Raw genomic sequence first — 26143 nt, 5'->3', positions numbered from 1 at the left:
CGATGACGCAGCCGCAGGAACCGACCGGCCGACTGCTGGCGGACCGCTACCGGCTCGGCGAGGTGCTCGGCCGCGGTGGCATGGGCACCGTGTGGCGGGCCGAGGACGAGATGCTCGGCCGGATCGTCGCGGTGAAGGAGCTCCGGATGACCGGGGCCGTCGACGAGGCCGAAAAGCACCGGCTGATCGTCCGCACCCTGCGCGAGGCCAAGGCCACCGCCCGGATCCGGCACACCGCCGCCGTCACCGTCTTCGACGTGGTCGAGGAGGACGGGCGGCCGTGGATCGTGATGGAACTCGTCGACGGCCGCTCGCTGGCCGACGTGGTCCGCGAGGACGGCACGCTGACGCCGGAACGGGCCGCCCGGATCGGGCTGGACCTGCTCGGGGTGCTCGGCGCCGCGCACAGCCAGGGCGTGCTGCACCGTGACGTGAAGCCGTCCAACGTACTGATCGGCGAGGACGGGCGGACCGTGCTCACCGACTTCGGCATCGCCAGCGTCGAGGGTGACACCTCGATCACCTCCACCGGCATGCTGGTCGGCGCGCCTTCCTACATCGCGCCCGAGCGGGCCCGCGGGCAGCGGCCCGGCCCGCCGTCCGACCTGTGGTCGCTCGGCGGCACCCTGTACGCGATGGTCGAGGGCGTCCCGCCGTACGACCGGGGCTCCGCGCTGGCCACGCTGACCGCCGTGATGACCGAGGAACTGCCGCCGCCCCCGCACGCCGGGCCGCTGCTGCCGGTCATCGAGGGGCTGCTGGAGAAGGACCCCGCGAAGCGGATGGACGCGGACACCGCCCGCGAGCTGATGGAGCGGATCGTCGCCGGGAAGGCGCTGCCCGCGCCGAAGCCCGTCGCCGCCGCGAAGCCGGCCGAGCCCGTCGCCGCCGAGACCGCGACCAGGGCACTGCCCGCCGACCCCGCCGCCGGCGCGGACACCGCGGTGGTGGCGCGCGGCGGCGCGTCCCGCCGGCGCACGCTGCTGACCGTCGCCGCGGTGGCCGCCGTGCTGGCGCTGGTCGCCGCGCTGGTGGTGCTGTGGCCCACCGAGAAGGGCGGCGGGGCGAGCGCCGAGGACGGCGGCGGGAGCACTCCGGTGGCGGCCGGGCAGCCGTCCGCGAGTGCTTCGCCGTCGGCGAGTCCGAGCGCGAGCCCGAGTGCCAGTGCGTCGGCGGAGTCGAGCGAGTCTCCCGGGCCGACGCTGACGCCCGGTCAGGTGCCGGACGGGTACCGGGTGTACAAGGACCCGTCCGGTTTCAGCATCACGCTGCCGGAGTGGATGGCCGACAAGGGTGCGGACTACCGCTCCACCAGCCGGCAGTTCGAGGGCAACGGGCTGCGGCTGGTGGTCGACTGGCAGTCGCCCGCCGGGGACAGCGCGCTCAAGGACTGGCAGGCGTCCGACCAGTCCGCCAGGATGAAGGACTACCGCCGGATCCGGGTCGAGTCGGTCGCCTACCGGGGCTGGAGCAACGCCGCCGACTGGGAGTGGACGTACACCGGCAAGACCGGCACCCTGCTGCACTCGCTGAACCGCGGCTTCGTCACCGGCAACGGCAAGTACGGCTACGCGATCTACTGGACCATGCCGGAGTCCGTGTGGTCCGCGCCGGACGGCTCGCTGGCCCGGCGGATCTCCTTCGAGAGCTTCCAGCCCGCGCCATGACCGGACAGGGCGTCTGGGGCATTCGGGCGCAAGGGAGTTGAAAGGCCGCACCGGGAGGTGGCGGGCGCGGCCGGGGGCCGTAGGCTGGCGGCACTACGGCGTGAGGAACAGGCATGCGAACGGCCCCGGGGCAGGTGGTGGCCGGGCGGTACCGGGTGACGGACCGTCCGGACGATGAGGTCGGCGTGCCCGCGGTGGACGGGCCCAGCGGCGCCCGGGTGCGGCTGTTCGCCCTGGAACTGCCCGCGCCGGCGGTGCTCGGCGGTGCCGCGCCCGCTTACGGACCGCAGCTGACCGCCCGGGTGGCGCAGGTCGCGGCCGCCGCGCCCACCCACCCGCGGCTGCTGCGCGGACTCGCCGCCGGGCCCGAGGGCGAACTGCTGTGGGTCGCCGAGGAGTCGGTGGCCGGCGTGCCGCTGGAGCGGCTGATGGGCGACGGGCCGCTGTCGCCGTACCGGGTCGCGGAGATCGGCGCCGACCTGGCCGGGGCGCTGCGGGCCGTGCACGGCACCGGGCTCACCCACGGCAACGTCACCGCCCGCACCGTGCTGATCTGCGAGGACGGCGCGGCGATGCTCGGCGGCCTGCTGCTGGGCGCCGCCGAGGAGGAACTGTGCGCGGCGCTCGGCGGCGAGGTGCCGCGCCGGGTGTACGAGACGCGCGCGCTCATGCTCGGACCGCTCGCCGAGCGCTGGGCGATCGACGCGGGCGCACCCGCCGACACCTGGGCGCTCGGCGTGCTGCTGTACCGCCTGCTCACCGGCCACGGCCCGTACCCCGAGCACGACCTGCCGACCCTGCTGGCCGCCGTCCGCGACGGACGCCACCACCCTGCCGAAGGGTGCGGCCCGCTGCGGTCGCTGGTGGAGCGGCTGCTGCGCCCGGACGCCGCGGCCCGGCCCGACGCGGCCGCCGTCCAGCGGGAGTTGCGCGAGCTGCTGGTGTTCGCGCCCGAGCCGTACCTGGACGGCCCGCCCGCCCCGCCGCTGCCGGCGCCCCGCACCGAAACCGCGCCGCCGGCGGCCCGGCGGCCGCGCGGCGCCCGCCCGGGGAAGCGGCCGCCGACGGCCCGTCAGAGCGCCGCCCCCGCCGGGCGTCCGCCGCGGATACCCGCGCGACTGCTCGGTCCGCTGGTGGTGGTGGCGGTGCTGGTGCTGATGGTCGCGGCGCTCGCCGGGATCGTTCTGGTCGCAGGCTGAAAGCGGTCGGTCACCGTGCGATTCGCAGGCCGGGGTGTGATTCCCGCGCGGCCCCTCGCAGCCTAGGCTTGCCTTCGAACCGTCGGTGCGAGCAGGCACACGAGGTGCCACGACCTCGTCCGACCGGCGGTGGGGGGTCAGAAGGGGGGGACGGTCATGGGCGCACAGGACCAGTCGACCGGCCGTCTGCTGGCCGGGCGGTACGCGCTCGGCGAGCGCCTGGGGCGGGGCGGGATGGGGACCGTCTGGCGGGCCAGGGACGAAATGCTGGACCGGGAGATAGCCGTCAAGGAATTGACGGTCAGCCACCTCTCGGAGGAGGACCTGGAGATACTCCAGTCCCGGATGAAGCGCGAGGCCCGGGCCGCCGCCCGGATCAAGCACCCGGGCGTCATCACCATCCACGACGTGCTCGAACAGGACGGGCGGCCGTGGATCGTGATGGAACTCGTCGACGGCCGCGCGCTGTCCGAAGTGATCAGCCAGGACGGCACCCTGACCCCGCGTGAGGCCGCCGAGGTCGGCCTCCAGGTGCTCGCCGCCCTGCACCGCGGCCACCAGCTCGGGGTGCTGCACCGGGACGTCAAACCCGCCAACGTACTGATCGAACACGGCACCGGACGGGTCGTGCTGACCGACTTCGGCATCGCCAAGTTCGAGGGCGCGATGGAGATCACCCGCCCCGGCGACCTGGTCGGCTCGCCCGACTACCTGGCCCCCGAGCGGGCCCAGGGTCAGCGGCCCGGGCCGGCCTCCGACCTGTGGGCGCTCGGCGCGACGCTGTTCCACGCCGTCGAGGGCCAGTCGCCGTTCCGCCGCGACAGCCCGCTCGGCACCCTCGCCGCGGTCGTCGACGAGCCGCTGCCGGAGTCCCGGCGGGCGGCCGGACTCGGGCCGGTGCTGGCCGCGCTGATGGCCAAGGACCCGGCGGAGCGGCCCGGCGCCGACGAGGCCGCGAAGATGCTCCGCGAGGTCGCCGCCGGACACACCGTCAGCATCCGCGTGCCGGCGCAGGCCGGCGAGGAACGGCAGCCCACCCAGGCGGTGCCGCTGGCGGACCGGGTCGAGCCGGCCGAGACGCCTGCCGTGGCGGAGCCGGAGAAGCCCGGGCGGGTGCCGGCGCAGGGAGGGCCGACGGAGACCGTGGCTCCGGCGGCGGCCCCGGCTGCGGCGGCCCGGGGCGGCCGGAAGCGACGGGTGCTCGCGGTGCTGGTCGCCGTTCTGGTGCTGGCCGCAGCCGGAGGTGGCGGGTACTACTACCTGGACCACCGGCACCGGGGTCCGGTCGGCGAGGTGTCGCCCTCCGGCGCCGACCCCGCGCTGTCGCCGCCTCCCACCGGCTACAGGTGGCAGGAGGACCCGGCCGGGTTCCGCTTCCTGCTGCCCACCGACGGTCAGTGGGTGCGCAGCGAGGAGGGCACCCAGATCTACTACTCGCCCGACGGCCGTGACCACTACCTGCAGTTCGCGGTGACGGTCGGTCAGCCGCTGTCGCCGCAGGAGCACCTGCTGCAGTTGGAGGCCTCGCTCAGCAAGAGCCAGAAGGACTTCCAGACCAGCAGCCTGGCCTCCGTGCGGATCAACGACCAGGAAGGCGCGGTGTGGGAGTTCAGCTTCACCTCGCCGAGCGGTGTCCGCCGGCACGCGAAGGAGGCGGAGTTCCGGCGCAGTGACGGGACGTCGTACTCGGTGTACGTGTCGGGGCCGGAGAAGGACTGGACGCAGAGCCTGCGGCGCTTCACGACGGTGCTCAACATGTTCACGCCGACGAAGTGAGACGGTGGCGAGGTCGCGGCCACGTGCGAGTCGCTGCTCGTGGCGCGATCTCGCGGAGGGGGATCTCCCGCTTCGCGCGGTTCCCCGTGCCCCCGGGGGCGCATCTCCCGGGGCGCGGCTCGCTCTCGAATGACTGTTACTGGCGGGTACACAAGTGGGCGTCGAGCGCCTAGGCTGCCCGCATGACGGAGAGCACGAGCCAGGGCCGGCGCAATCCTGCGGCCAAGGGTGCGGGGCGGACGGTTGCTTCTGCGGTGCCGGCGGCGCTGGTGGCGCGGCTGGCGAAGGGGGTCACCGCGTCCGGGGAGGGCGTCGCGCAGACCCTCGCGCCGTTGACCGGGGAGGTGCTGGCGGCGCTGCCGGTGTCGGGGACGGCGGATGTGGACCGGGCGTTCCGGGAGGCCCGGCGGGCGCAGCCCGGGTGGGCGGCGCTGTCGGTGCGGCACCGGGCGGGTGTGCTGCTGCGGTTCCACGATCTGTTGTTGCGGCGGCAGGACGAGGTGCTGGACCTCATTCAGGCGGAGACCGGCAAGGCCCGGCTGCACGCCTTCGAGGAGGTCATGGCGGTCGCGTCGGCGGCCCGGCACTACGGGCGGACGGCGTCCTCGTACCTGAAGGACCGCCGTCGTGGCGGTGCGGTGCCGGGGCTGACCAGTGCCGTGGAGGCGCGTCGGCCCAAGGGTGTGGTCGGGCAGATCTCGCCGTGGAACTACCCGCTGGAGCTGTCCGTCGGCGACGCGCTGCCGGCGCTGGTCGCGGGCAACGCGGTGGTGAACAAGCCGGACACCCAGACCGCGCTGACCGCGCTGTGGGCGCGGGAGCTGTTCGTCGAGGCGGGGCTGCCGCCGCAGGTGTGGCAGATCGTGCTGGGCGACGGCCCGGTGGTGGGGCCTGAGGTGGTGGAGCGCGCCGACTACGTGGCGTTCACCGGCTCCACCCGGACCGGCCGGGACGTGGCCCGGCGGGCCGCCGAGCGGCTGGTCGGCGCCTCGCTGGAGCTGGGCGGCAAGAACGCCATGCTGGTGCTGTCCGACGCCGACCTGGACAAGGCGGCGGCGGGCGCGGTGCGGGCCTGCTTCTCCTCCGCCGGGCAGTTGTGCATCTCGATCGAGCGGCTGTACGTGCACCGGTCGGTGGCGGACGCGTTCCTGGCGAAGTTCGCCGAGAAGACCTCGGCGCTGCGCCTGGGCGGCGGCCTGGCGTACGGCGCGGACATGGGCTCGCTGGTGTCGGGCCGTCAGCTGGAGACGGTGACCCGGCACGTCGAGGAGGCGGTGAAGGCCGGGGCGACGGTGGTGGCCGGTGGGCAGGCCAGGCCGGACCTGGGGCCGCTGTTCTTCGAGCCGACCATCCTGGACGGCGTCACCCCCGAGATGGCGGTGTGCGCGGAGGAGACCTTCGGGCCGGTGGTGTCGGTCTACCGCTTCGACACCGAGGACGAGGCGGTCGCCGCCGCCAACGCCACCCCGTACGGCCTGAACTCCAGCGTGTGGACCAGGGACACCGGCCGGGGCCGCAAGGTCGCGGCCCGGCTGCGCACCGGCACCGTCAACGTGAACGAGGCGTACGCCGCCGCGTACGGGTCGGTGGCGTCGCCGATGGGCGGCATGGGTGATTCGGGGCTCGGCCGGCGGCACGGCGCGGAAGGCATCCTGCGCTACACCGAGGCGCAGACCATCGCCGTGCAGCGGCTGCTGCCGATCGGCCCGTCGATGGGCATGGACGACCGGAAGTTCGCCGAGTTCTTCACCACCGGCCTGAAGGTCATGAAGGCGTTCCGCCTGAAGTAGCAGGGCAGTTGCCGTCGCTTGCCGAGGAGGGGCAGTGTCGTTCGACTACGACGTCGTGGTGGTCGGTTCGGGCTTCGGTGGCTCGGTCGCCGCGCTGCGGCTGACCGAGAAGGGGTACCGGGTCGCCGTCCTGGAGGCCGGGCGCAGGTTCGGCCGCGACGAGCTGCCCACCACGTCCTGGGACACCCGCGACTACCTGTGGGCACCCGCCGTCGGCCTGTACGGCATCCAGCGCATCCACCTGCTGCGCAACGTGCTGATCCTGGCCGGGGCGGGCGTCGGCGGCGGCTCGCTGAACTACGCCAACACCCTGTACGTGCCGCCGAAGCCGTTCTTCGAGGACCGGCAGTGGCGGCACATCACCGACTGGCAGGCCGAACTCGCCCCGTTCTACGACCAGGCGCAGCGGATGCTCGGGGTCCGGCTCAACCCGACCATGACGCCCTCGGACGTGCACCTGAAGGCCGCCGCCGAGGCGATGGGCTGCGGCGACACCTTCCACCTGGCGCCCGTCGGGGTGTTCTTCGGCGACGGCCAGGACGGCACCGGCGAGGCCAAGGCCGCGCCCGGCAGCGAGGTCGAGGACCCGTACTTCGGCGGGGCCGGCCCGAAGCGCAAGGCGTGCACCGAGTGCGGGGAGTGCATGACGGGCTGCCGGCACGGCGCGAAGAACATGCTCACCGAGAACTACCTGTACCTGGCGGAGCGGGCCGGCGCCGAGATCCTGCCGCTGACCACCGTGAAGCGGCTGCGCCCGTACGGCGAGGGCTACGCGGTGGACGTGCTGCCCACCGACGCCCGCACCCGGCGGGCGAAGAAGGCCGGGGCCCGCACCATCACCGCCGAGCGGGTGGTAATGGCGGCCGGCACCTACGGCACCCAGACGCTGCTGCACCGGATGCGCGAGGGCGGGCTGCTGCCCCGGATCTCCGCCAAGCTGGGCCACCTGACCCGCACCAACTCCGAGGCGCTGGTGGGCGCGCAGACCTCCGACCGGCGCTACGGGGAGCGGCCCGACTTCACCCGCGGCGTGGCCATCACCTCGTCCGTGCACCCCGACGAGAACACCCACATCGAGCCGGTCCGCTACGGCCGGGGCTCGAACGCGATGGGCGCGCTGTCGATCCAGCAGGTCAGCGGGGCCGGGCGCGGGCCGCGCTGGCTGCGCTACCTCGGGTCGGTCGGCCGGCACCCGTGGATCTTCGCGCAGTCGATGAACCAGCACCGCTGGTCGGAGAAGACGATCATCGGCCTGGTGATGCAGTCGCTGGACAACTCGCTGACGGTGTCCCTGAAGAACGGGAAACTGACCTCGCGCCAGGGCCACGGCGCGCCCAACCCGAGCTGGATCCCGGCCGCGGAGGAGGGGGCGCGGGCGCTGGCCGCGTCCATCAACGGCTTCCCCGGCTCCACCGTCGGCGAGATCTTCGACATCCCGCTGACCGCGCACTTCCTCGGCGGCTGCCCGATCGGCGACAGCGCCGAGACCGGCGTGGTCGACCCGTACCACCGGCTGTACGGCTACCCGGGGATCAGCGTGGTCGACGGCTCCGCGGTCTCCGCCAACCTCGGCGTCAACCCGTCGCTGACGATCACCGCGCAGGCCGAGCGGGCCATGTCGATGTGGCCCAACCGCGGCGAGGCCGACCCGCGCCCCGAACAGGGCGCCGGCTACCGGCCCGTCCAGGCGGTGACCCCCGTTCAGCCCGCGGTCCCCGAGGGGGCGTTCGGGGCGCTTCGGCTGCCGCTGCTGGCCATGCCGAAGGTGCCGCGCAGGGCCGAATGAAGCCGATTGACATCCCCCGACAGCCGATGGGATAAACGGGCACCCGACCACGAACCACCCCCGGGGGGACCGCCATGCCCATCTGCCCGTCCTGCGGAGCGGCTGTCGCCGGTGCCGTGGCGACCTGCGCGAACTGCGGACGCCCCACCGGGCCCCCGCTCGTGCCGCCGCCCGCGATCGGGGAAGTGGTGGCGGAGGACACCGCCGCGCCCGGCGCCTCCCCGTGGGGCGCCGGCCGGATACACCAGGGCCGGCAGTGGCCCGTGCCGTCCCGGGGCTGGCTGACCGCCGGCCGGGTGCTGCTCGCCCCGACCGCCCTGCTGGTGGTGCTGGCCGCGCTCGGCAGCACCCTCGCGCGCGGCGGCGCCGGCGTGGACGACGACCCGGCGGTGCGCTGGACCGTCCGCACCTTCCAGATGTGGCTCCAGCTGACGCTGACCGCGTTCGGCGCGCCCTGGCGCAGCAGCAACTCCAGCAGCTTCGGCGCCTCCACCTCCGGCGTCCACGTGCTGCCGTACGCGATCGCGCTCGGCTGGCTGGCGCTGCTCTGGCTCGGCCAGCGGCTCGCCGCCCGGGCCCGCGCCGCGGCCGGCGCCGCCGAACCGACCGGGCTGGCGGCCGGCGCGCAGGCGCTGCGCACCGGAGCGCTGTCGGCGGCCGGGGTGCTGCTGCTGGGGTGGCTCTCCACCGGCAGCTCGCACGTCGACGAGGCATCGTTCTCGCTGAGCATGCAGGTCACCACTGGTCCGGCGATGCTGCCGCTCGGGGTGTCCGGGTTCCTGGCCGCGGCCGCGGTGGTGCTGTCCGTGGACGGGCAGGGCGCGCTGCGCGCGGAGGCCGCCCGGCGCCGGTGGCTGGGCGGCTGGCTGCTGGCGTGGCAGCACGCGGCGCGGGTGGTCGGGGGGCTGCTGGTGCTGCTCACCGTGGTGTCGGTGGTGATGCAGGTGCTGGTCGACCAGCCGTTCCCGCAGTCCACGTTCCGGGCGCTGACCGTCAACGGCGGCGTGTACCTGTTCGGCGTCGGCAGCGGCGCCCGGGCCGAGGTGGGCGGTCTGCGTGGCGGGCCCGAGGATTCCTTCGCGCTGTACGACCTGGGCGCGCACGGCGGCCAGTGGTGGCTGGCGGTGGTGCCGGTGCTGCTGGCGGCGCTGGCGCTCGGCTGGTCCGCGCACCGGGGGCGGCTGACCCAGCTGGACCGGGCCCGGCTGGCCGCGCTGTACGCGGGGCTGACGGCGGCGCTGGTGCTCGGCACCTCGATCTGGATGAGCGGGAGCAGCACCATCAAGGGCCAGGTCCACGAGGCCCGGATCGAACTGCTCGGCTGGTCGGTGACCTCGGTGCTGATCGCCGCCGCGGCCTGGGCGGTGTTCGGCGCGCTGCTGGTCCCGGCCGCGCTCGACGCGGTGCGCCGCACGCCGGTGCCGGTGTCCGCCCCGCTGCCCGCACCGGCGGGCGAGCCGGAGCCCGAGGGGAGCGCCGGGCTGGTCGAACTGGTCGCCGAGGAGCGGACGCCGGCCGGACGGGTCGACGTGCTGGACTCGCACGCCGCCTACCGGCGGCCCGACGCCGGCTGAGCCCGGACAGGGCAAAGGGCCCCGCGGGGGACCGGACAGGGCAAAGGGCCCCGCGGGGGAACGGGGCCCTTTGTCGGCCAGCACTCGGCGTCAGGGCCGCGCCGGTGCTGGGTGACGGCGCCGGGGGAGGAGCGCCGTCGGGGGAGATGGTTCGGAGCGCCCCCGAGGCCGATGGGCCTCACGGAGCGTGAGAGTCGGGCCGTTCGCGCCAACGGTCCGAGCCTGCGGCGGGAGTGTGTGGTGGCCCCCGTCCTGCAGTCATCGTCCTGGACGAGGGCCGTGCTGTGCAAGCGATTCGACGCAAATTCGGGGGAGGCCGGAACAGGACACGGCGCCGGGGAGCGCCGGAACCGACCGGCCCGGATGGTGACTGTCCGTGATACTGGCTTGCGGGGCGTACCGGGGCGTACGCCGGAGCGGGCGGCCGATGTGCGGCGGCCGGCACCGGTACCGGCCGCCACACCCGGGTCCGCCCGGTCGCGGACGGGTTCGCTGTCCCCTGCTGACCCGACCGCGGCACCGGGGCGCGGTCCCACGGCGGGCCCGTGCCCGCCACGCGCACCGGTGGACCGGAGAAGATCCACGCGTGGTCCACCGCACGCGCCGCCCGCACCTGGAGGATGCCGGCGTCTCGTACGGTCTCCCGGTGCAACGATTCGCCACCCGGTGCGGTCACGGGCGGCTCGGCTGGCAGTCGGGTGAAACGCTCCCGGTAGACTCGGTGGCGACACCCCTTTTGTACCGCCGCCGGAAGGCCGTCCGTGTCCTCTGTACACCCCCAGTCCCCACCGGAGAACGACACCGTCCTGGTCGTCGACTTCGGCGCCCAGTACGCCCAGCTCATCGCCCGTCGGGTGCGTGAGGCGCGGGTCTACAGCGAGATCGTGCCGAGCTCCATGCCGGTCGCCGAGATGCTCGCCAAGAACCCCAGGGCGATCATCCTCTCCGGCGGTCCGTCGTCGGTGTACGAGGAGGGCGCACCGCAGCTCGACCGTGCGATCTTCGAGGCCGGGGTGCCGGTGTTCGGCATGTGCTACGGCTTCCAGCTGATGGCCACCGTCCTCGGCGGCACCGTCGACAACAGCGGCGCCCGTGAGTACGGCCGCACCCCGCTGACCGTCACCCGCTCCGGCTCCACCCTGTTCGAGGGCGTCCCGGACAAGCACGCGGTGTGGATGTCGCACGGCGACGCCTGCTCGGCCGCGCCCGAGGGCTTCACCGTCACCGCCTCCACCGACGTGGTGCCGGTCGCCGCGTTCGAGAACGACGAGCGCAGGCTGTACGGCGTGCAGTACCACCCCGAGGTGATGCACTCCGAGCACGGCCAGCAGGTGCTGGAGCACTTCCTGTACCGCGGCGCCGGCATCGCCCCGAACTGGACCACCACCAACGTGGTCGAGGAGCAGGTCGCGCTGATCCGCGAGCAGGTCGGCGACAAGCGCGCCATCTGCGGCCTGTCCGGCGGCGTGGACTCCGCGGTCGCCGCCGCCCTGGTGCAGCGCGCCATCGGCGACCGGCTGACCTGCGTCTACGTCGACCACGGTCTGATGCGCAAGGGCGAGACCGAGCAGGTCGAGAAGGACTTCGTCGCGGCCACCGGCGTCAAGCTGGTCGTGGTCGACGCCGAGGAGCGCTTCCTGACCGCGCTGAAGGGCGTCTCCGACCCCGAGACCAAGCGCAAGATCATCGGCCGCGAGTTCATCCGGGTCTTCGAGCAGGCCCAGGCCGACATCATCGCCGACGAGGGCCCTGCCGTGGAGTTCCTGGTCCAGGGCACCCTGTACCCGGACGTGGTGGAGTCCGGCGGCGGCACCGGCACCGCCAACATCAAGTCCCACCACAACGTCGGCGGCCTGCCCGAGGACCTCGAGTTCCAGCTGGTCGAGCCGCTGCGCAAGCTGTTCAAGGACGAGGTCCGGATGGTCGGCCAGGAGCTCGGCCTGCCCGCCGAGATCGTCCAGCGCCAGCCGTTCCCCGGCCCCGGCCTCGGCATCCGGATCGTCGGCGACGTCACCAAGGAGCGCCTGGACCTGCTCCGCGAGGCCGACGCCATCGCCCGCGAGGAGCTGACCCTGGCCGGCCTGGACAGCGAGATCTGGCAGTGCCCCGTGGTGCTGCTGGCCGACGTCCGCTCGGTCGGCGTGCAGGGCGACGGCCGCACCTACGGTCACCCGATCGTGCTGCGCCCGGTCTCCTCCGAGGACGCCATGACCGCCGACTGGTCGCGCCTGCCCTACGAGGTGCTGGCGAAGATCTCCACCCGGATCACCAACGAGGTCAAGGACGTCAACCGGGTCGTGCTGGACGTCACCTCCAAGCCGCCGGGCACCATCGAGTGGGAGTGATCCCACCCCCGGCAACCGTGTGACCGCGCCGCCGCTCCCCGACCGGGGGAGTGGCGGCGCCGTCATGTCCGGGCGGCACCCGGCACAATCGGACCCGGTCCTGCCGGCGGTCGGCAGACGGCGCGAGGGAGAGGGCGACAGCGATGGCGACGGGCACGGGCACAGGCCTGGACGAGGGCCGGAGCACGGAGACACGGACCGGGCAGTGGAAGGCGACCGCCTCGCGCCTCGCCCTGCTGCCGCTGCGACTGTTCCTGGGGGCGACCTTCGTCTACGCCGCCTTCGACAAGCTCTCCGACCCGCACTACCTGGCCGGCGCCGGCGACGCCGCCTCCTTCTACGCGCAGACGCAGGCCGCCAAGGCCGGCAGCCCGGTCGGCTGGGCGCTCGCCCCGGCCCTGGACGCGCCCACCTTCTTCGGCCTGCTGATCGCCTTCGGCGAGCTCGCGGTGGGCCTGGGCACCCTGTTCGGCCTGTGGGGCCGGGTCGCCGCCGCCGGCGGCGCGCTGCTCAGCGCCACCCTCTGGCTGACCGTCAGCTTCCACACCACCCCGTACTACCTGGGCAACGACCTGGCCTACCTGATGGCCTGGACGCCGCTGCTGCTGGCCGGCACCCCCTACCTGTCGGTGGACGGCTACCTCGCCGCCCGGGCCGCCCGGGACCGCGCCCGCGGCCTCGCCGAGGACGCGGTGCGCCGCCGCGCCCTGCTGGACGGCGGCATCGCGGCCGTCGCGCTCGGCGGCGCCGGCCTGCTGTCCGGCTCGCTCACCGCCGCCTTCGGCCGCGAGGAGATCGCGCCCGCCGCCACCGGTGCTGCTCCGCAGTCCACGAACCCGCAGTCCGGGGGAGCGCAGTCCGCCGCGCCGGCGGTGGGCGTCCCCGCCGCGCAGGTCCCGGTCGGCGGCTGCGCCACCGTCAAGGACCCGGCCAGCGGCGACGCCGTGTACATCGTCCAGCCGACCGCCGGGAAGTACGCCGGCCTGTCCTCGGTGTGCACCCACTCCGGCTGCGCCGTCAACCCGCCCAAGGACGGCCAGCTGTACTGCCCCTGCCACGGCTCCAAGTTCGACGCCGCCACCGGCGCGGTGCTGAACGGGCCGGCCACCAAGCCGCTGCCCACCTACGCCGTCACCAGGAACGGCGAGCAGCTCGAACTCGGCCCGCAGCAGCAGGCATAGGGCCTGTCCGGCAGGATCGGCCGGACAGGCCCTGGCTAGCCCAGCGTGTGATCGTCGTCGCGGGCCCCGCCCCGGCCGCGCCTGGAGACCGCCACCAGCGCGCCGCCGAGGCCGCCCGCGCCGAGCACGATCAGCGCCAGCGGAAGGACGAACCGGCTGTTCACCTCCTGGTCGTTCACCGACGCCACCAGGTACAGCACCGCCAGCGCCGTGAACAGGCCGCCCGCGACCAGCGCGTACAGATCGAACTGATGCTTCCTCATTACCGTTCCACCCTGATGTCACCGATGCCCATGGTCACCGTCAGTTCCAGCACTCCCTTGGACGGCCGGCCCTGGGGGACCTCGATCACCACGTCCTCGTTGACGACCGGGCCGCCGTACTCCTGACCGTCCGGCAGGCTCGCCGAGCCCACCCCGTCGCGCAGCTTCAGCCGCAGCTCCACACCACTGGGCACCTGCACCACCGCGGTGCCCATGCCGACCCGCAGCTCGGTGCCGAGGGTGCCGCCCTTCGGGTCCAGCGACGACAGGTCGAGCCGGACGTCGCCGACGCCCGCCGTGTACCGCGAGTGCAGGTTGTCCGAGGTGGCCGTCCAGTGGCGGTCGCCGACGGTGTCCGCGACCGTCATCGAGCTGCCGCCCGCGAACACCAGGCCCGCCGTCAGCAGCAGCGACAGGAAGGTCAGCCCGCGGGTGCGCCCCCAGCGGGCGCTGAGGATCATCGCCAGGCCCAGCGGCAGCAGCGCCACCGCCAGCACCGCCGACCAGCGGTGGTGGCCGTGGTGGTCCACCGCCACCGCCCAGGACGCGCCCAGCGCCAGCAGCACCGCCGACGCCCCCAGGACCGAACGCCCGCGCTCCGCGCGCCGCGCGGCCTTCCACTCGCGGTGGCGCGCCATGCTCTCCCGGTGCCGCTCCATCGCCTCGCGCTGCGCCTGGTGGCGCTGCTCGGCCCGCTCCCGGTACCGCGCCATGTTCTGTTCCATGCGCTCCTGGTGGCTCGGCGGCCCGGCGGGCTCCTTGCGCAGCGGGTCGCCCTCCGGGAGATCGGTGCGCTGCCACCAGGGCTGGGCGGGCGCGCCGGGCGGCGGCGTCGCGCCGTACGGGTTGCGCTCCGGGTGCCGCGGGTCCCACAGGTAGCCGGACGGGCCGGCCGGGGGCGTGTCCGCGGGGGCGGCACCGGCCGCCTGCTCGGCGTTCGACAGGCCCGGGCCACCGATCCGCTCGTGCAGGTCGGCGGTGCGGGCCTGCCACTCGCCGCGCAGGTCGCGGCTCATCGCCTCGCCCCAGGTCTTCCAGTCCGCGAAGGTGCCGGAGGAGTCCAGCCGGTCGTACGGGCCGCCGGTCCGCTCGGGGCCCGCGGCCTCGTCGCCGCTGAACCGGCGCCGGCGCTCCGGGTCGTAGCGCAGCGCCAGGAACACCAGCGCGGCCAGCAGCAGCAGCGGGAACAGCTGGTCGCCTTCGTTCATCGAGGAGAAGAACACCCCGGTGCCGATCACCGTCAGCAGCACCGCGCCGATCGACTGGCCGTCCACCCGGCCGGTCAGCACCCGCTGGAGTTCGGTGCGGCCGCCCTCGCCGTCGGTCGCCTCGCGCGGCACCACCAGCCAGGCCAGGCCGTACAGGAACAACCCGAGCCCGCCGGTCAGGCCGAGCACCGCGATCACCACCCGGAACACCACCGGGTCGATGTCCAGGTAGCGGCCGAGCCCGCCGCACACGCCCGCCACCACCCGGTGCCGGGAGGAGCGGGTCAGCGCCGGGCGCGGCTCGGTGGGGGCGTCCGGTGCGTCTCCCGGGATCTGGTCGTCCGTCATGCCTCCCATCCTTCCGGGCCGCGAGGCCCCGCCCAACCGTCCGGAGCCCCGGAGCGACCCTGAACTGTCCCTGAGGCGGGCTCCGGGCCGGACCCTGATGCGCCACCGACCGGGCACCTGCGACCATCGGTGCCGTGGCAGCACCCGACACCAGAACCACCGAGACCGCCCCGCCCGCGCCGACCGACACCCCGGCCGGCGCGCCGCCCTACCGGCGGCTCTACCGCAGCCCGCACGGCCGGATCCTCGGCGGTGTCTGCCAGGGCCTGTCGGTGCACCTCGGGGTGCCCGTCACCTGGGTGCGGCTGGCGTTCATCGTGCTGTTCTTCTCCGAGGGCATCGGCACCCTGCTGTACGCCGCGTTCTGGGTGGTGGTGCCGCTCGGCATCGGCGAGGCCGCCCCCGGCGCCGCCCGCACCGGCCCGCCCGCCGCGCCGGGCGGCCGGTTCGGGCGGCTGCGCGAGCTGCTGGAGCGCACCTTCCACGGCGAGGACGGCGCCCCCGGCACCTTCCCCGCCGACCCGCAGGACCGCCCGGCGACCGCCCCGGCCGGCGCCGGGCAGCGGGCCGGCAGCCTCGGCCAGCTGTTCGCGCTGATCGGCCTGGTCATCGGCGTGATGGCGCTGCTGTCCGCGCTCGGCATCCAGACCGCCAAGCCGTACGTGTGGCCGCTGCTCGCGGTCGGCGTCGGTGTCGCCCTGGTGTGGCGGCAGGCCGACGACTCGCGCTGGCAGAACTGGTTCGGCCTGGAGCCCGGCAGCCGCAAGGGCGCCTACCTGCGGGTCTCCTCCGGGGTGCTGCTGGTGGTGGCCGGCATCGTCGGCTACTTCGTGACCCAGGGCGTCGACTCGCCGATCGCCCTGGTGATCGAGTCCTCGCTGGCCGTGGTGGCCGGTGTGCTGGTGCTGGCCGGCCCCTCCATGCTGCGGATGTGGCAGGACCTCGGCGCCGAGCGCACCGCCCGCATCCGCGCCCAGGAGCGGGCCGAGATCGCCGCGCACATCCACGACTCGGTGCTGCACACCCTGACGCTGATCCAGCGCCGCGCCGAGGACCCCAAGGAGGTGCTGCGCCTGGCCCGCGCCCAGGAACGCGAACTGCGCCTGTGGCTGTACCGCCCCGAGGCCGCCGCCGAGGCCGCGCCCGACACCCTCGCCGAGCACCTGCGGGCGATCGTCGCCGAGGTCGAGGACCGGCACGGCGTCCACATCGAGCTGGTCTGCGTCGGCGACTGCCCGATGGACGAGAAGATCGCCTCGCAGATGCAGGCGGCCAGGGAAGCCATGGTGAATGCCGCCAAGTACGGTGGCGGGGGACCGGTCCAGGTCTACGCGGAGGTGGAGGGGAGGACGGTGTCGGTGTTCGTGCGCGACCACGGCCCCGGCTTCGACCCCGAGGACCTCCCCGAGGACCGGATGGGCGTACGCGAATCGATCATCGGCCGGATGCGGCGCAACGGGGGCACCGCGCGGGTGCGGCCCGCGCCGGACGGCGGGACCGAGGTCGAGCTGGAGATGGAGAGGGCGGCAGATGACTGAGGCAGCGGCACCCGAGAGGCGTGCCCGGGTGCTCCTGGTGGACGACCACCGGATGTTCCGTACCGGCGTGCGCGCCGAGATCGGGCGCACCGAGGAGACCGGCATCGACGTGGTCGGCGAGGCCGACGACGTGGAGTCCGCGGTCCGGGTGGTCGCCGAGACCCGGCCCGATGTGGTGCTGCTCGACGTCCACCTGCCCGGCGGCGGCGGCGTCGAGGTGCTGCGCCGCTCGGCGGGCGTGGAGGGGGTGCGCTTCCTCGCGCTGTCGGTCTCCGACGCCGCCGAGGACGTCATCGGCGTGATCCGCGGCGGCGCCCGCGGCTACGTCACCAAGACCATCACCGGCACCGACCTGGTCAACGCGATCTTCCGGATCTCCGACGGCGACGCGGTGTTCTCGCCGCGGCTGGCCGGCTTCGTGCTCGACGCGTTCGCCGCCACCGACACCCCGCCGGTCGACGAGGACCTCGACCGGCTCACCCAGCGCGAGCGCGAGGTGCTGCGGCTGATCGCCCGTGGCTACGCGTACAAGGAGATCGCCAAGCAGCTGTTCATCTCGGTGAAGACGGTGGAGAGCCACGTCTCCGCGGTGCTGCGCAAGCTCCAGTTGTCCAACCGGCACGAGCTGACCCGCTGGGCCACGGCCCGTCGCCTGGTCTGATCCGCGCGCCGGGGCGCATGCGAAGGGCCCGGCCCCCGCGAGGGGGCCGGGCCCAGGTGCGTACGGGGACGGGGTCAGCCGAGCGGCGCGGGCTCCCGCTCCGGCTTTGGCGCGGCCGCTGCGGCCCGGGCCGCCGAGCGGCGGTCGAGCGCCTTCGCGACCTTCTTGCCGAGCTTCTGGCCGGGCATCTCGATCAGTTTGTAGGTCAGCTGGCTGGCGATCAGGACCGCCGCGAAGAAGGTCAGTGGCAGCAGCCAGCGGCCCCATCCGGTGATCGGGTAGGTGACCAGGTTGTCCTTGAACCACCAGGTGGCCCACAGCACCGGGATGTGCACCACGTACACCGAGTAGCTGACCGCGCCGAGCCAGGTCAGCACCCGCGGCCAGCGGCGGTTGCGCAGCAGCATGCCGAGCCCGAAGACCACCCAGGCCAGCGCGTACGGCAGCGAGAAGCCCTCCCAGCTCTTCGTCCAGGTGCGGTCCAGCGCGGCTTGGCCGTGGTTGTACATGTAGCCGGAGAGGAAGCCCGCGGCGAGCACGAACGCGCAGCAGACGGCGGCCAGGGCCCGGTCGATCTGCCCCTTCTCGGCGCGGAAGATCGCGGTGCCGGCGAACATCGTGGCCAGGATCATCATGCTCTCGAAGAACATCGACCGGGCGTTCAGGAACAGCAGCACCGCACCGAGCGCGCCGAGCGTCAGTGCGCCGATCCGGATCAGCTCGGGGCGGCCGATCAGGATCAGCAGCAGGCCGGTCGCCATGATCAGCACGGTGGCGATGATCAGGTGGTGGGTGGTGGTCGGCACCGCCGAGACCGCCTTCGGGGTCAGCAGCTGAGGCTTCCACCAGGCGCCGAGCAGCAGCGCGGCGCCGGCGAAGAACAGCGAGATCGGCGCGCTCTGCCGGTGCCAGTTCTTCACGAACAGCGCGCTGACCAGGAAGTAGAAGATCATCTCGTAGCAGAGCGTCCACATCGCGCCGAGCGCGCTCGCGATGTTGGTCATCTCGTGCAGCAGTGTCAGGTTCGCCAGGTACGACCAGAACGGCCGGTCGGTGACCACCTCCGGCACCGCCGAGTACTTCGCCGGCAGCAGCGCCAGCGAGAGCGCCACGGTCACGATTATCAGCGGGTAGATCCGGAACATCCGGCCGATCCAGAAGCCCCGGACGTCGCCGCGCCGTTCCAGGGAGGCGGGCACGATGTATCCGCTGACCAGGAAGAACAGCATGACGGCGAAGATGCCGAGGTCGAATTTCTCCTCGACGGCCGGACCCCAGGAGTACCAGCTCAGCAGTCCGAAGTGGTGCACGGCGACGAGGAGCGCGGCGATCCCGCGCAGGCCGTCGAGCCAGCCGAGACGAATGGGCGGCCTGCCGACGCCGGCCGCAGTGGTGGCGCCCCTGGCGGCCGGGGCTGGCTGATGTTCAATCGCGGTCACAGCCGATGAGGCTAGCTCACACCCGTCCCGATGCGTACTGTCCGGGCGCTCCTTCGCAGAGCCCGCCGGTGGGGCCGGACACCGGTCGGGCGCGGGCGGGCGGGCGGAGCGGCTCGACCGGTCACAATCCGTTCGCGCGTTCCCGCTAGGCTCGCTCCGATCAGCGATGAGTGAAATCGGAGAGGCATCCCCATATGAGCGTCAGCGCGACCAGTAGCTCCGCACCATCCGGTGCGGACGCGGCCGCATCGTCGGGTCCCGGGGGCGGGCGCGGACTGAGGGCGATCGCGGCGCGGACGCGCGGCTTCGTCTGGCTGTGGCCGGCCCTGCTCACCTTCGGCATCGGCACGTACGGTTCCGGGCGGCCGTTGCTGTGGGCCGACGAGCTGGCGACCTGGAACGCGGTGGACCGCTCGCCGCGGGAGATCCTCCACCTGCTGCAGAACGTGGACGCGGTGATCGGCGTCTACTACCTGCTGATCCACTTCTGGACGGAGGCCTTCGGCCACTCGCTGATGGTGATCAGGATGCCGTCCGTGCTGGCCATGGCCGGCGCAGCGGCCTTCGTCACGCTCATCGGCCGCAAGCTCTTCAACACCACCACCGGCCTGGTCGCGGGCCTGCTTTTCGCGCTCATCCCCTCGGTGTCCCGCTACGGGCAGGAGGTGCGCGGCTACGCGTTCGTGGTGATGTTCGCCGCGGCGGCGACCTTCCTGCTGCTGCGGGCGCTGGAGAAGCCGGGCGTCCTGCGCTGGGCCCTCTACGCGTTCACCGTGATCGGCGCGGGCGCGTTCCACATGATCTCGCTGGTCTTCCTGGTGCCGCACGCCCTGGTGGCCGGGTGGCGCTGGTGGAGCGACCGTTCGCGCGGCGTGCTGATCGGCTTCCCGGTGGCGGCGGTGGCCGGGGTGCTGCCGCTGGTGCCGCTGATCCTGCTCGGGCAGCGGCAGGTCGGCCGACAGCTGAACTGGCTGAGCAAGCCGAGCCTGCAGTACGTCGCCAACGGTTTCTGGCACGGCCTGTTCGCCTCGAACTGGATCAGCCTCTGCATGGTCGCGCTGGCGGTGCTGCCGCTCGCGTGGTCGCGCGGACGGCGTCCGGCGGTGGAGATCGGCATGATCGCCGTGCTGCCGATCCCGCTGCTGTGGATCATCTCGCACGGCCAGACCTCGTACTTCCTGGACCGCTACCTGCTCTTCACGCTGCCCGCCTGGGCGGTGCTCGCCGGCGCCGGGCTGGCGGCCCTGCGGCCCCGGGCGCTCACCGTGGTCGGCCTGGTCGCGGTGCTGGTGCTGGGCGCCCAGGACCAGCGCGCGGTGCGGCAGCGCTACTCGCACGCGGGCTGGGACGGCGCCGCCGCGGCGAAGGTCATCGCCGCCGGCTACCAGCCGGGCGACGCGGTGGCGCCGCTGCGCAACGGCAACGCCATCTTCAGCGGGGTGGTCAGCGCGCTGGACTTCTACCTCCCGGAAGAGGACCGGCTGAAGGACGTCTTCGTCCAGGAGAGCGCGATCGAGCGCGGCGACCTGTACCCGAAGATGTGCCCCGACCTGGCGGCCTGCATCGGCGACACCAAGCGGATCTGGGTGGTGACGATCGGCTGGCACGACCCCTTCCAGGGCTTCTCGCCGGAGGAGAAGGACGTGCTGGTCAAGACTTTCCCGAAGCAGACCGTCACCCAGGTGCCGAACACCGTGGTCACCCTGATGGAGCGCTGACAGCCGCTTCCCGCCGAGCCGGCCCGGCCCCCACCGGGCCGGCTCACGCGTCCGCGCGCTCCGTATCCGGCCGGTCGACCGCGGCTACACTGTTGCCCGGCACCAGTCCCGGACGGGCCACGGTTTCTTGTGCGACGAGACCGGCGACGGTGAGGTCGCAGTGATCTTCGTTCCGGTGCATGACACCACAAGCGCGACGCCCGTGGGGGAGAGCAGCAGTGACCGTCAGGCTTGGAACCGGTGACCCGGTTCCGCGCGAGGACGCCGAAACGCCTGCCGGACGGCCGCATGGACGCTCGGCAGGGCTGAGTGGTCTGCTCCCGCGACTGCGTGCGGCCGTACGATACGCGACACCCGCCCTGCTCGGCTACCTGCTGGTACGAGCGCTCGGCGTCGCCGTTCTGATGCTGTGGGAGGGACAGCACGGTACCAGCGCGCTGTACCGCGTTGCCACCATGTGGGACGCCTACTGGTACCAGGACATCGCGGTGCACGGCTACGCGGGCTCCGAGCCGGTGCCCGGCCCGCACGGGCCCTACGAGGCGTACGCGTTCTTTCCCATCTACCCGATGTTGCTGCGGGCGGTCTGGTGGATCCTGCCGCTGCCGGTGCACTACGCCGCGCTGCTGGTGGCCTGGGCCGGATCGCTGGCCGCCGCGTGGGGGATCTTCGCCGTCGCGGCCCGGCTGCACGGCCGCCGGGTGGGCGTCATCGCCGCGGTGCTCTGGGGTGTGCTGCCGTACGCGGTGGTCGAGAGCATGGCCTATTCCGAGCTGGTCTTCACGGCCTTCGCCGCCTGGACGATGTACGCCGCGGTGACCCGCCGCTGGGTGTGGGCCGGGGTGCTGTGCTCACTCGCCGGCCTGACCCGGCCGACCGGCGTCGCGGTGGTGGTCGGGGTCGGCGTCGGGGCGGTGTGGGCGGCGTTCACCCAGTGGCGGCAGGCCAGGCGGGCCGGCGAGGTGCGGGAACGGCGTGCGCTGTGGCTGCGCCCGTTGATCGGCTGCGCGCTGGCCCCGCTCGGCTTCCTGTCGTTCGTCGCCTGGGTGGGTGTGCAGAAGGGCCGCTGGGACGGCTACTTCCGGGTGCAGGACGCCTGGCAGTCGCACTTCGACTTCGGCCGGTCCACCGCACACGTCATCCGCGAGATGATCACCGTGCCGGACACGATCTGGCTCACCGACGTCGTGGTGACCCTCACCCTGGTCGGCTACATCCTGATGTTCATGGTTTCCGGGCTGCAGCGTCAGCCACTGGCGCTGGTCGCGTACAGCGCGATGATGCTGCTGCTCGCCATCGGCGACGCCGCGTACTTCAACTCCCGCGCGCGGTTCCTGATCCCCGCGTTCGCGCTGCTGCTGCCGCTGGCGACCGGGCTGGTCCGGGTACGGACCAGGGGAGTGGTGCCGAGCATGCTCGTTGCCGCGGCGGTCTGCTCCGCCCTGTACGGCGGGTACGTGGTCTTCGTCTACAACAACTCCCCGTGAGCGGGAGCCCGGCCGGAATTCTGTGACCGGCCGGGGATGTCGGCGGGTAGCCATAGACTCGAAGGGCCATGACTAGCCTCTTCGATGACCTCCCGCTCCCCGGCTTCGAGCGTCCTGCCGTCGGGTCGAGCCGCCGCCCCGAAGCGGTGCAGCAGCCGCCCCTGACGCTGTGGCCGGAGGACGAGGCACCGCCCGCGGACGAGTCGTACGAGGAGCCGTACGACGAGCCGCCGTACGACCCCGGGTACGGCGCGGAGGAGAGCATCCCGGACGGGCTGTTCGAAACCGACCACGCGGCCGAGAGCGCCCGTGACGCCTGGTACCGCAACGGCGCGGAGCGCACCGTGGTCGACCCGGCGCAGCTGCTGGAGGGCATGAACGACCCGCAGCGCGAGGCGGTGCTGCACCACGGCTCGCCGCTGCTGATCGTGGCCGGCGCGGGCTCCGGCAAGACCCGGGTGCTCACCCACCGGATCGCCCACCTGCTGGCCGCGCGCGGCGTGCAGCCCGGCGAGATCCTGGCGATCACCTTCACCAACAAGGCCGCCGGCGAGATGCGCGAGCGGGTCGAGGCACTGGTCGGCCCGCGCGCCAAGGCGATGTGGGTGTCGACGTTCCACAGCGCGTGCGTCCGCATCCTGCGCCGCGAGGCGAAGCTGCTGAACATGAGCTCCAGCTTCTCGATCTACGACTCGGCGGACTCGCAGCGCCTGATGGCGCTGGTCTGCCGGGATCTGGACCTCGACCCGAAGCAGTTCCCGCCGAAGTCGTTCACCGCGAAGGTCAGCAACCTCAAGAACGAGCTGATCGACGAGGAGACGTACGCCGACCAGGCGGCGAACCCGATGGAGAAGAAGCTCGCCGAGGCGTACTTCCTGTACCAGCGGCGCCTGCGCGAGGCCAACGCGCTGGACTTCGACGACATCATCATGACCACCGTCAACCTGCTGCAGGCGTTCCCGGAGGTCGCCGAGCACTACCGGCGCAGGTTCCGGCACATCCTGGTCGACGAGTACCAGGACACCAACCACGCCCAGTACACGCTGGTGCGGGAGCTGTCCGGCGGCTCGGCCGCGCACGCCCCGCGGATGACCGCGGACGGCGACTTCGTCGACCCGACGGAGGCCAGGCTGGCGCAGATCGCGCCCGCCGAGCTGTGCGTGGTCGGTGACGCCGACCAGTCGATCTACGCCTTCCGCGGCGCGACGATCCGCAACATCCTCGCGTTCGAGGAGGACTACCCGAACGCGACCACGATCCTGCTGGAGCAGAACTACCGCTCCACGCAGACCATCCTGACCGCCGCGAACTCGGTGATCGAACGGAACACCAACCGCCGCAAGAAGAACCTGTGGACGGCAGGCGACCAGGGCGAACAGGTGGTCGGCTACGTCGCCGACGACGAACACGGCGAGGCCCAGTTCATCGCCGACGAGATCGACCGGCTCACCGACGCCGGCCACGCCCGCCCCGGCGACGTGGCGATCTTCTACCGCACCAACGCGCAGTCCCGGGTGTTCGAGGAGGTGTTCATCCGGGTCGGCCTGCCGTACAAGGTGGTCGGCGGGGTGCGCTTCTACGAGCGCAAGGAGGTCAAGGACGTCCTCGCGTACCTGCGGGTGCTGTCCAACCCGGAGGACACCGTGCCGCTGCGCCGGATCCTCAACGTGCCCAAGCGTGGCATCGGCGAACGCGCCGAGGCGATGATCGACGCGCTCGCCGCCCGCGAGCGGATCTCCTTCGCGCAGGCGCTGAACCGGGTCGACGAGGCGTACGGAATGGCCGCGCGCTCCGCCAACGCGGTGAAGAAGTTCAACGATCTGCTGGCCGGGCTGCGTCAGGTCGTCGAGTCCGGGGCCGGGCCGGCCGCGGTACTGGAGGCCGTCCTGGAGGAGACCGGGTACCTGGCCGAACTCCAGGCGTCCACCGATCCGCAGGACGAGACCCGGGTGGAGAACCTCCAGGAGCTCGCGTCCGTGGCGCTGGAGTACGAGAAGGACCCGGGAGAGCGGCCCGAGGGCGACGAGGGCCCGCCGGTCGGCTCGCTCGCCGACTTCCTGGAGCGGGTCGCGCTGGTCGCCGACTCCGACCAGATCCCGGATGCCGACGAGGAGGGGGACGGCGCCGGGGTGATCACGATGATGACCCTGCACACCGCCAAGGGCCTGGAGTTCCCGGTGGTGTTCCTCACCGGCATGGAGGACGGGATCTTCCCGCACATGCGGGCGCTGAACAAGGTCAAGGAACTGGAGGAGGAACGGCGGCTCGCCTACGTCGGCCTCACCCGGGCCCGGCAGCGGCTCTACCTGACCAGGTCGGTGCTGCGCAGCGCCTGGGGGCAGCCGTCGTACAACCCGGCGTCCCGGTTCCTGGAGGAGATCCCGGAGAACCTGATCCAGTGGAAGCGCACCGGCGCGGCGGCCGTGCCCGCCTCGCGCTTCTCCTCGTCCTCGAGTGCGCGCAGCAGTGGCGGCGGCAGCAGCTTCTCGGCGGGTGCCTCGCCGAAGGCGGGCTGGGGCAAGTCGGCGCGCACCGTGGTGGACCGGGAGGTGGTGGCGCTCACCGTCGGCGACCGGGTCAGCCACGACAGCTTCGGCCTGGGGACCGTCGTCGCCACCCAGGGCGTCGGCGACAAGGCCCGTGCCACCGTCGACTTCGGCACCGCCGGGCGCAAGGAACTGCTGCTGCGCTACGCCCCCGTCGAGAAGCTCTGACACTCTGACGGGAAGCTCCGACGGGGGCCCCGGCGGTCGGTCAGCGCGGGTCGAGCCCGCGTTCGAGCAGCCACGGCACCGGGTCGACGGGGACGTCGCCGTCGGGCCGCACCTCGAAGTGCAGGTGCGGCCCGGTGCTGTTGCCGGTGCTGCCCGACCAGCCGATCACCTCGCCGGCCCGGACCTGCCCGTGCACGGTCCGGTACGAGCGCAGGTGCCCGTACACGGTGCGGGTGCCGTCGGGGGCGGTGACCGTCGCCATGCGGCCGTACGCCGGGTGCCAGTGCGTGCTGACGGTGCCGTCGGTGACCGCCAGCACCGGGGTGCCGGACGGGACGGGGAAGTCGATGCCGGTGTGCCGCGTCGCCCAGTGCGCGCCGGGCTGGCCGAACACCGCGCTCAGGCCGGGCCGCGCCACCGGCAGCGAGAAGCGCCGCTCCGCCGCCTGGCGGATCGCCAACCCGGCTGCCGCGTCAGGGGTTTGACGCTCCGCGCGGTCGGCGCGCTCGGTGTGCTCCGGCCCCGGGCGGGGGGCGCCCCGCAGGGTCGGCTCGCCGGGGCGCGGGGCCGCGCCCACCGGGCGGTGCGGCGCCGGGTGCACGGTGACCACGGCGGCCGCGAACACGCCGAGCGCCGCCACCGAGGGCAGCGCGACCGCCAGCACCGCCGTCCTGGTGGCGCTGCGGGCCCGCGCCCGGCGCTCGGCACGGGCGGCGGCACGGCTGCTGGGGACCACGGCTGTCACCTCGCGGCGGCTCGGGGACGTACGGCAAGAACCGGTCGAGACTGTAGCGGGGCGGCGACAGAGCGGACAAAGCGTGCATTTCAGCGGGCGTGGCGCGGCGGCGGGCGAGGCCGACGGAGCCGGTGGGCTGTGATTTTCCTTTCTTCTTGGCCGGTGGGAAAGGACGGCGGCCCCGCCGGGCCGCTACCCTCCCCTCAGATCTGTTAAAAGTGGTTAACACGCCCCCGCCACGAGGTCGGCCGGGTGGTGGACGACGTGGTCCAGGAGGCAGTGATGGTTGTGTCAGGGCCGATCCGAGTGGTGGTCGCCAAGCCCGGTCTCGACGGGCACGACCGGGGCGCCAAGGTCATCGCGCGGGCGCTGCGCGACGCCGGCATGGAGGTCATTTACACCGGCCTCCACCAGACCCCCGAGCAGATCGTCGACACGGCGATCCAGGAGGACGCGGACGGCATCGGCCTGTCCATCCTGTCCGGCGCGCACATGACGCTCTGCGCCAAGGTGATCGAGCTGCTCAAGGAGCGCGACGCGGCCGACATCAAGGTCTTCTGCGGCGGGATCATCCCGGACGGCGACATCGCCGAGCTGAAGTCCCTCGGCGTCGCCGACATCTTCACCCCCGGCACCCCCACCCAGGACGTGGTGAGCTGGGTCGAGGCGAACCTGCGCACCGCCAGCTGAGGCCTTCCGCGGCGGCCCCGGGC

The 26143-nt window shown here is 73.2% G+C and carries 18 protein-coding genes and 1 pseudogene; 15 read left to right on the top strand and 4 right to left on the bottom strand.

What is annotated here, in order from left to right:
- The first annotated feature begins 2 nt into the window (after positions 1-2).
- The 9 genes and pseudogenes from ACFV18_RS24690 (at position 3) to ACFV18_RS24650 (ending at position 13318) form a co-directional block, all read left to right on the top strand.
- A complete protein-coding gene (locus ACFV18_RS24690) occupies positions 3-1667 on the top strand; it encodes a serine/threonine-protein kinase (protein ID WP_380486665.1) in 1665 nt (554 codons plus the stop codon).
- A 113-nt stretch (positions 1668-1780) separates the two neighbouring features.
- Positions 1781-2866: a protein kinase gene (locus tag ACFV18_RS24685; RefSeq protein WP_380486663.1), complete on the top strand. Its 1086-nt coding sequence runs from the start codon at positions 1781-1783 to the stop codon at positions 2864-2866.
- 156 nt (positions 2867-3022) lie between these two features.
- Positions 3023-4642, top strand: coding sequence for a serine/threonine-protein kinase (locus ACFV18_RS24680; RefSeq protein WP_380486661.1), 1620 nt, complete (start codon positions 3023-3025; stop codon positions 4640-4642).
- Between the two features lie 182 nt (positions 4643-4824).
- Positions 4825-6432 carry a succinic semialdehyde dehydrogenase gene (locus ACFV18_RS24675; RefSeq protein WP_380486658.1) on the top strand — a complete coding sequence of 536 codons (1608 nt, stop codon included), beginning with the start codon at positions 4825-4827 and terminating at the stop codon, positions 6430-6432.
- Positions 6433-6466: 34 nt separating this feature from the next.
- The gene (locus tag ACFV18_RS24670) at positions 6467-8218 is read left to right on the top strand and encodes a GMC oxidoreductase (protein WP_380486656.1); all 1752 of its coding nucleotides are present in this window, start codon (positions 6467-6469) and stop codon (positions 8216-8218) included.
- Between the two features lie 188 nt (positions 8219-8406).
- The gene (locus tag ACFV18_RS24665) at positions 8407-9792 is read left to right on the top strand and encodes a hypothetical protein (RefSeq protein ID WP_380486654.1); all 1386 of its coding nucleotides are present in this window, start codon (positions 8407-8409) and stop codon (positions 9790-9792) included.
- Positions 9793-10553: 761 nt separating this feature from the next.
- A complete protein-coding gene (gene guaA, locus ACFV18_RS24660) occupies positions 10554-12137 on the top strand; it encodes a glutamine-hydrolyzing GMP synthase (RefSeq protein ID WP_380486652.1) in 1584 nt (527 codons plus the stop codon).
- 143 nt (positions 12138-12280) lie between these two features.
- Positions 12281-12790 (top strand): annotated as a pseudogene (locus tag ACFV18_RS24655) (DoxX family membrane protein); the annotation flags it as partial.
- Entirely contained in the window at positions 12767-13318 is a 552-nt protein-coding gene (locus ACFV18_RS24650; protein WP_380486818.1) for a ubiquinol-cytochrome c reductase iron-sulfur subunit, read from the top strand. The pseudogene ACFV18_RS24655 and the gene ACFV18_RS24650, both read left to right, overlap by 24 nt.
- Before the next feature lie 35 nt (positions 13319-13353).
- Here ACFV18_RS24650 and ACFV18_RS24645 read toward each other — a convergent pair whose 3' ends face one another.
- A complete protein-coding gene (locus ACFV18_RS24645; RefSeq protein WP_380486650.1) occupies positions 13354-13581 on the bottom strand; it encodes a hypothetical protein in 228 nt (75 codons plus the stop codon).
- A complete protein-coding gene (locus ACFV18_RS24640; protein WP_380486649.1) occupies positions 13581-15137 on the bottom strand; it encodes a PspC domain-containing protein in 1557 nt (518 codons plus the stop codon). The genes ACFV18_RS24645 and ACFV18_RS24640 overlap by 1 nt, the downstream gene beginning before the upstream one ends.
- A 134-nt stretch (positions 15138-15271) precedes the next feature.
- Between ACFV18_RS24640 and ACFV18_RS24635 the strand changes: the two genes are divergently transcribed.
- Complete coding sequence (locus ACFV18_RS24635) at positions 15272-16675, top strand: PspC domain-containing protein (RefSeq protein WP_380486647.1); 1404 nt, start codon at positions 15272-15274, stop codon at positions 16673-16675.
- A complete protein-coding gene (locus ACFV18_RS24630; RefSeq protein WP_380486645.1) occupies positions 16668-17336 on the top strand; it encodes a LuxR C-terminal-related transcriptional regulator in 669 nt (222 codons plus the stop codon). The genes ACFV18_RS24635 and ACFV18_RS24630 overlap by 8 nt, the downstream gene beginning before the upstream one ends.
- Positions 17337-17410: 74 nt before the next feature.
- Here the strand turns inward: ACFV18_RS24630 and ACFV18_RS24625 are convergent, their stop codons facing one another.
- Positions 17411-18775 (bottom strand): acyltransferase family protein, encoded by a 1365-nt coding sequence (locus ACFV18_RS24625; RefSeq protein WP_380486643.1) that lies wholly within the window; start codon positions 18773-18775, stop codon positions 17411-17413.
- 194 nt (positions 18776-18969) lie between these two features.
- On the opposite strand from ACFV18_RS24625, the gene ACFV18_RS24620 reads away from it, so the two are divergent.
- The 3 genes from ACFV18_RS24620 to pcrA all read left to right on the top strand — a co-directional run bounded on the left by ACFV18_RS24620 (position 18970) and on the right by pcrA (position 24694).
- Entirely contained in the window at positions 18970-20493 is a 1524-nt protein-coding gene (locus ACFV18_RS24620) for a glycosyltransferase family 39 protein (RefSeq protein ID WP_380486641.1), read from the top strand.
- Between the two features lie 404 nt (positions 20494-20897).
- A complete protein-coding gene (locus tag ACFV18_RS24615; RefSeq protein ID WP_380486640.1) occupies positions 20898-21980 on the top strand; it encodes a hypothetical protein in 1083 nt (360 codons plus the stop codon).
- Positions 21981-22048: 68 nt separating this feature from the next.
- Entirely contained in the window at positions 22049-24694 is a 2646-nt protein-coding gene (gene pcrA / locus ACFV18_RS24610) for a DNA helicase PcrA (protein WP_380486638.1), read from the top strand.
- 40 nt (positions 24695-24734) lie between these two features.
- Here the strand turns inward: pcrA and ACFV18_RS24605 are convergent, their stop codons facing one another.
- Positions 24735-25430: a M23 family metallopeptidase gene (locus ACFV18_RS24605; protein WP_380486636.1), complete on the bottom strand. Its 696-nt coding sequence runs from the start codon at positions 25428-25430 to the stop codon at positions 24735-24737.
- A 282-nt stretch (positions 25431-25712) separates the two neighbouring features.
- On the opposite strand from ACFV18_RS24605, the gene ACFV18_RS24600 reads away from it, so the two are divergent.
- On the top strand, positions 25713-26120 hold the full coding sequence (locus ACFV18_RS24600) for a cobalamin B12-binding domain-containing protein (protein WP_380486634.1): 408 nt from the start codon (positions 25713-25715) through the stop codon (positions 26118-26120).
- Positions 26121-26143: the final 23 nt, after the last annotated feature.

The sequence above is a fragment of the Kitasatospora sp. NPDC059673 genome, from assembly GCF_042734215.1.
Classification (GTDB): domain Bacteria; phylum Actinomycetota; class Actinomycetes; order Streptomycetales; family Streptomycetaceae; genus Kitasatospora.
This window is presented reverse-complemented; position numbering and strand designations above follow the sequence as displayed.

Bases quoted from the DNA above. Each gene is read 5' to 3' on its own strand.
- ACFV18_RS24675 (WP_380486658.1), top strand. From the start codon at position 4,825: ATGACGGAGAGCACGAGCCAGGGCCGGCGCAATCCTGCGGCCAAGGGT.
- ACFV18_RS24630 (WP_380486645.1), top strand. From the start codon at position 16,668: ATGACTGAGGCAGCGGCACCCGAGAGGCGTGCCCGGGTGCTCCTGGTG.
- ACFV18_RS24685 (WP_380486663.1), top strand. From the start codon at position 1,781: ATGCGAACGGCCCCGGGGCAGGTGGTGGCCGGGCGGTACCGGGTGACG.
- ACFV18_RS24680 (WP_380486661.1), top strand. From the start codon at position 3,023: ATGGGCGCACAGGACCAGTCGACCGGCCGTCTGCTGGCCGGGCGGTAC.
- pcrA (WP_380486638.1), top strand. From the start codon at position 22,049: ATGACTAGCCTCTTCGATGACCTCCCGCTCCCCGGCTTCGAGCGTCCT.
- ACFV18_RS24645 (WP_380486650.1), bottom strand. From the start codon at position 13,581: ATGAGGAAGCATCAGTTCGATCTGTACGCGCTGGTCGCGGGCGGCCTG.
- ACFV18_RS24615 (WP_380486640.1), top strand. From the start codon at position 20,898: ATGCTGTGGGAGGGACAGCACGGTACCAGCGCGCTGTACCGCGTTGCC.
- ACFV18_RS24600 (WP_380486634.1), top strand. From the start codon at position 25,713: ATGGTTGTGTCAGGGCCGATCCGAGTGGTGGTCGCCAAGCCCGGTCTC.
- ACFV18_RS24620 (WP_380486641.1), top strand. From the start codon at position 18,970: ATGAGCGTCAGCGCGACCAGTAGCTCCGCACCATCCGGTGCGGACGCG.
- ACFV18_RS24690 (WP_380486665.1), top strand. From the start codon at position 3: ATGACGCAGCCGCAGGAACCGACCGGCCGACTGCTGGCGGACCGCTAC.
- ACFV18_RS24640 (WP_380486649.1), bottom strand. From the start codon at position 15,137: ATGACGGACGACCAGATCCCGGGAGACGCACCGGACGCCCCCACCGAG.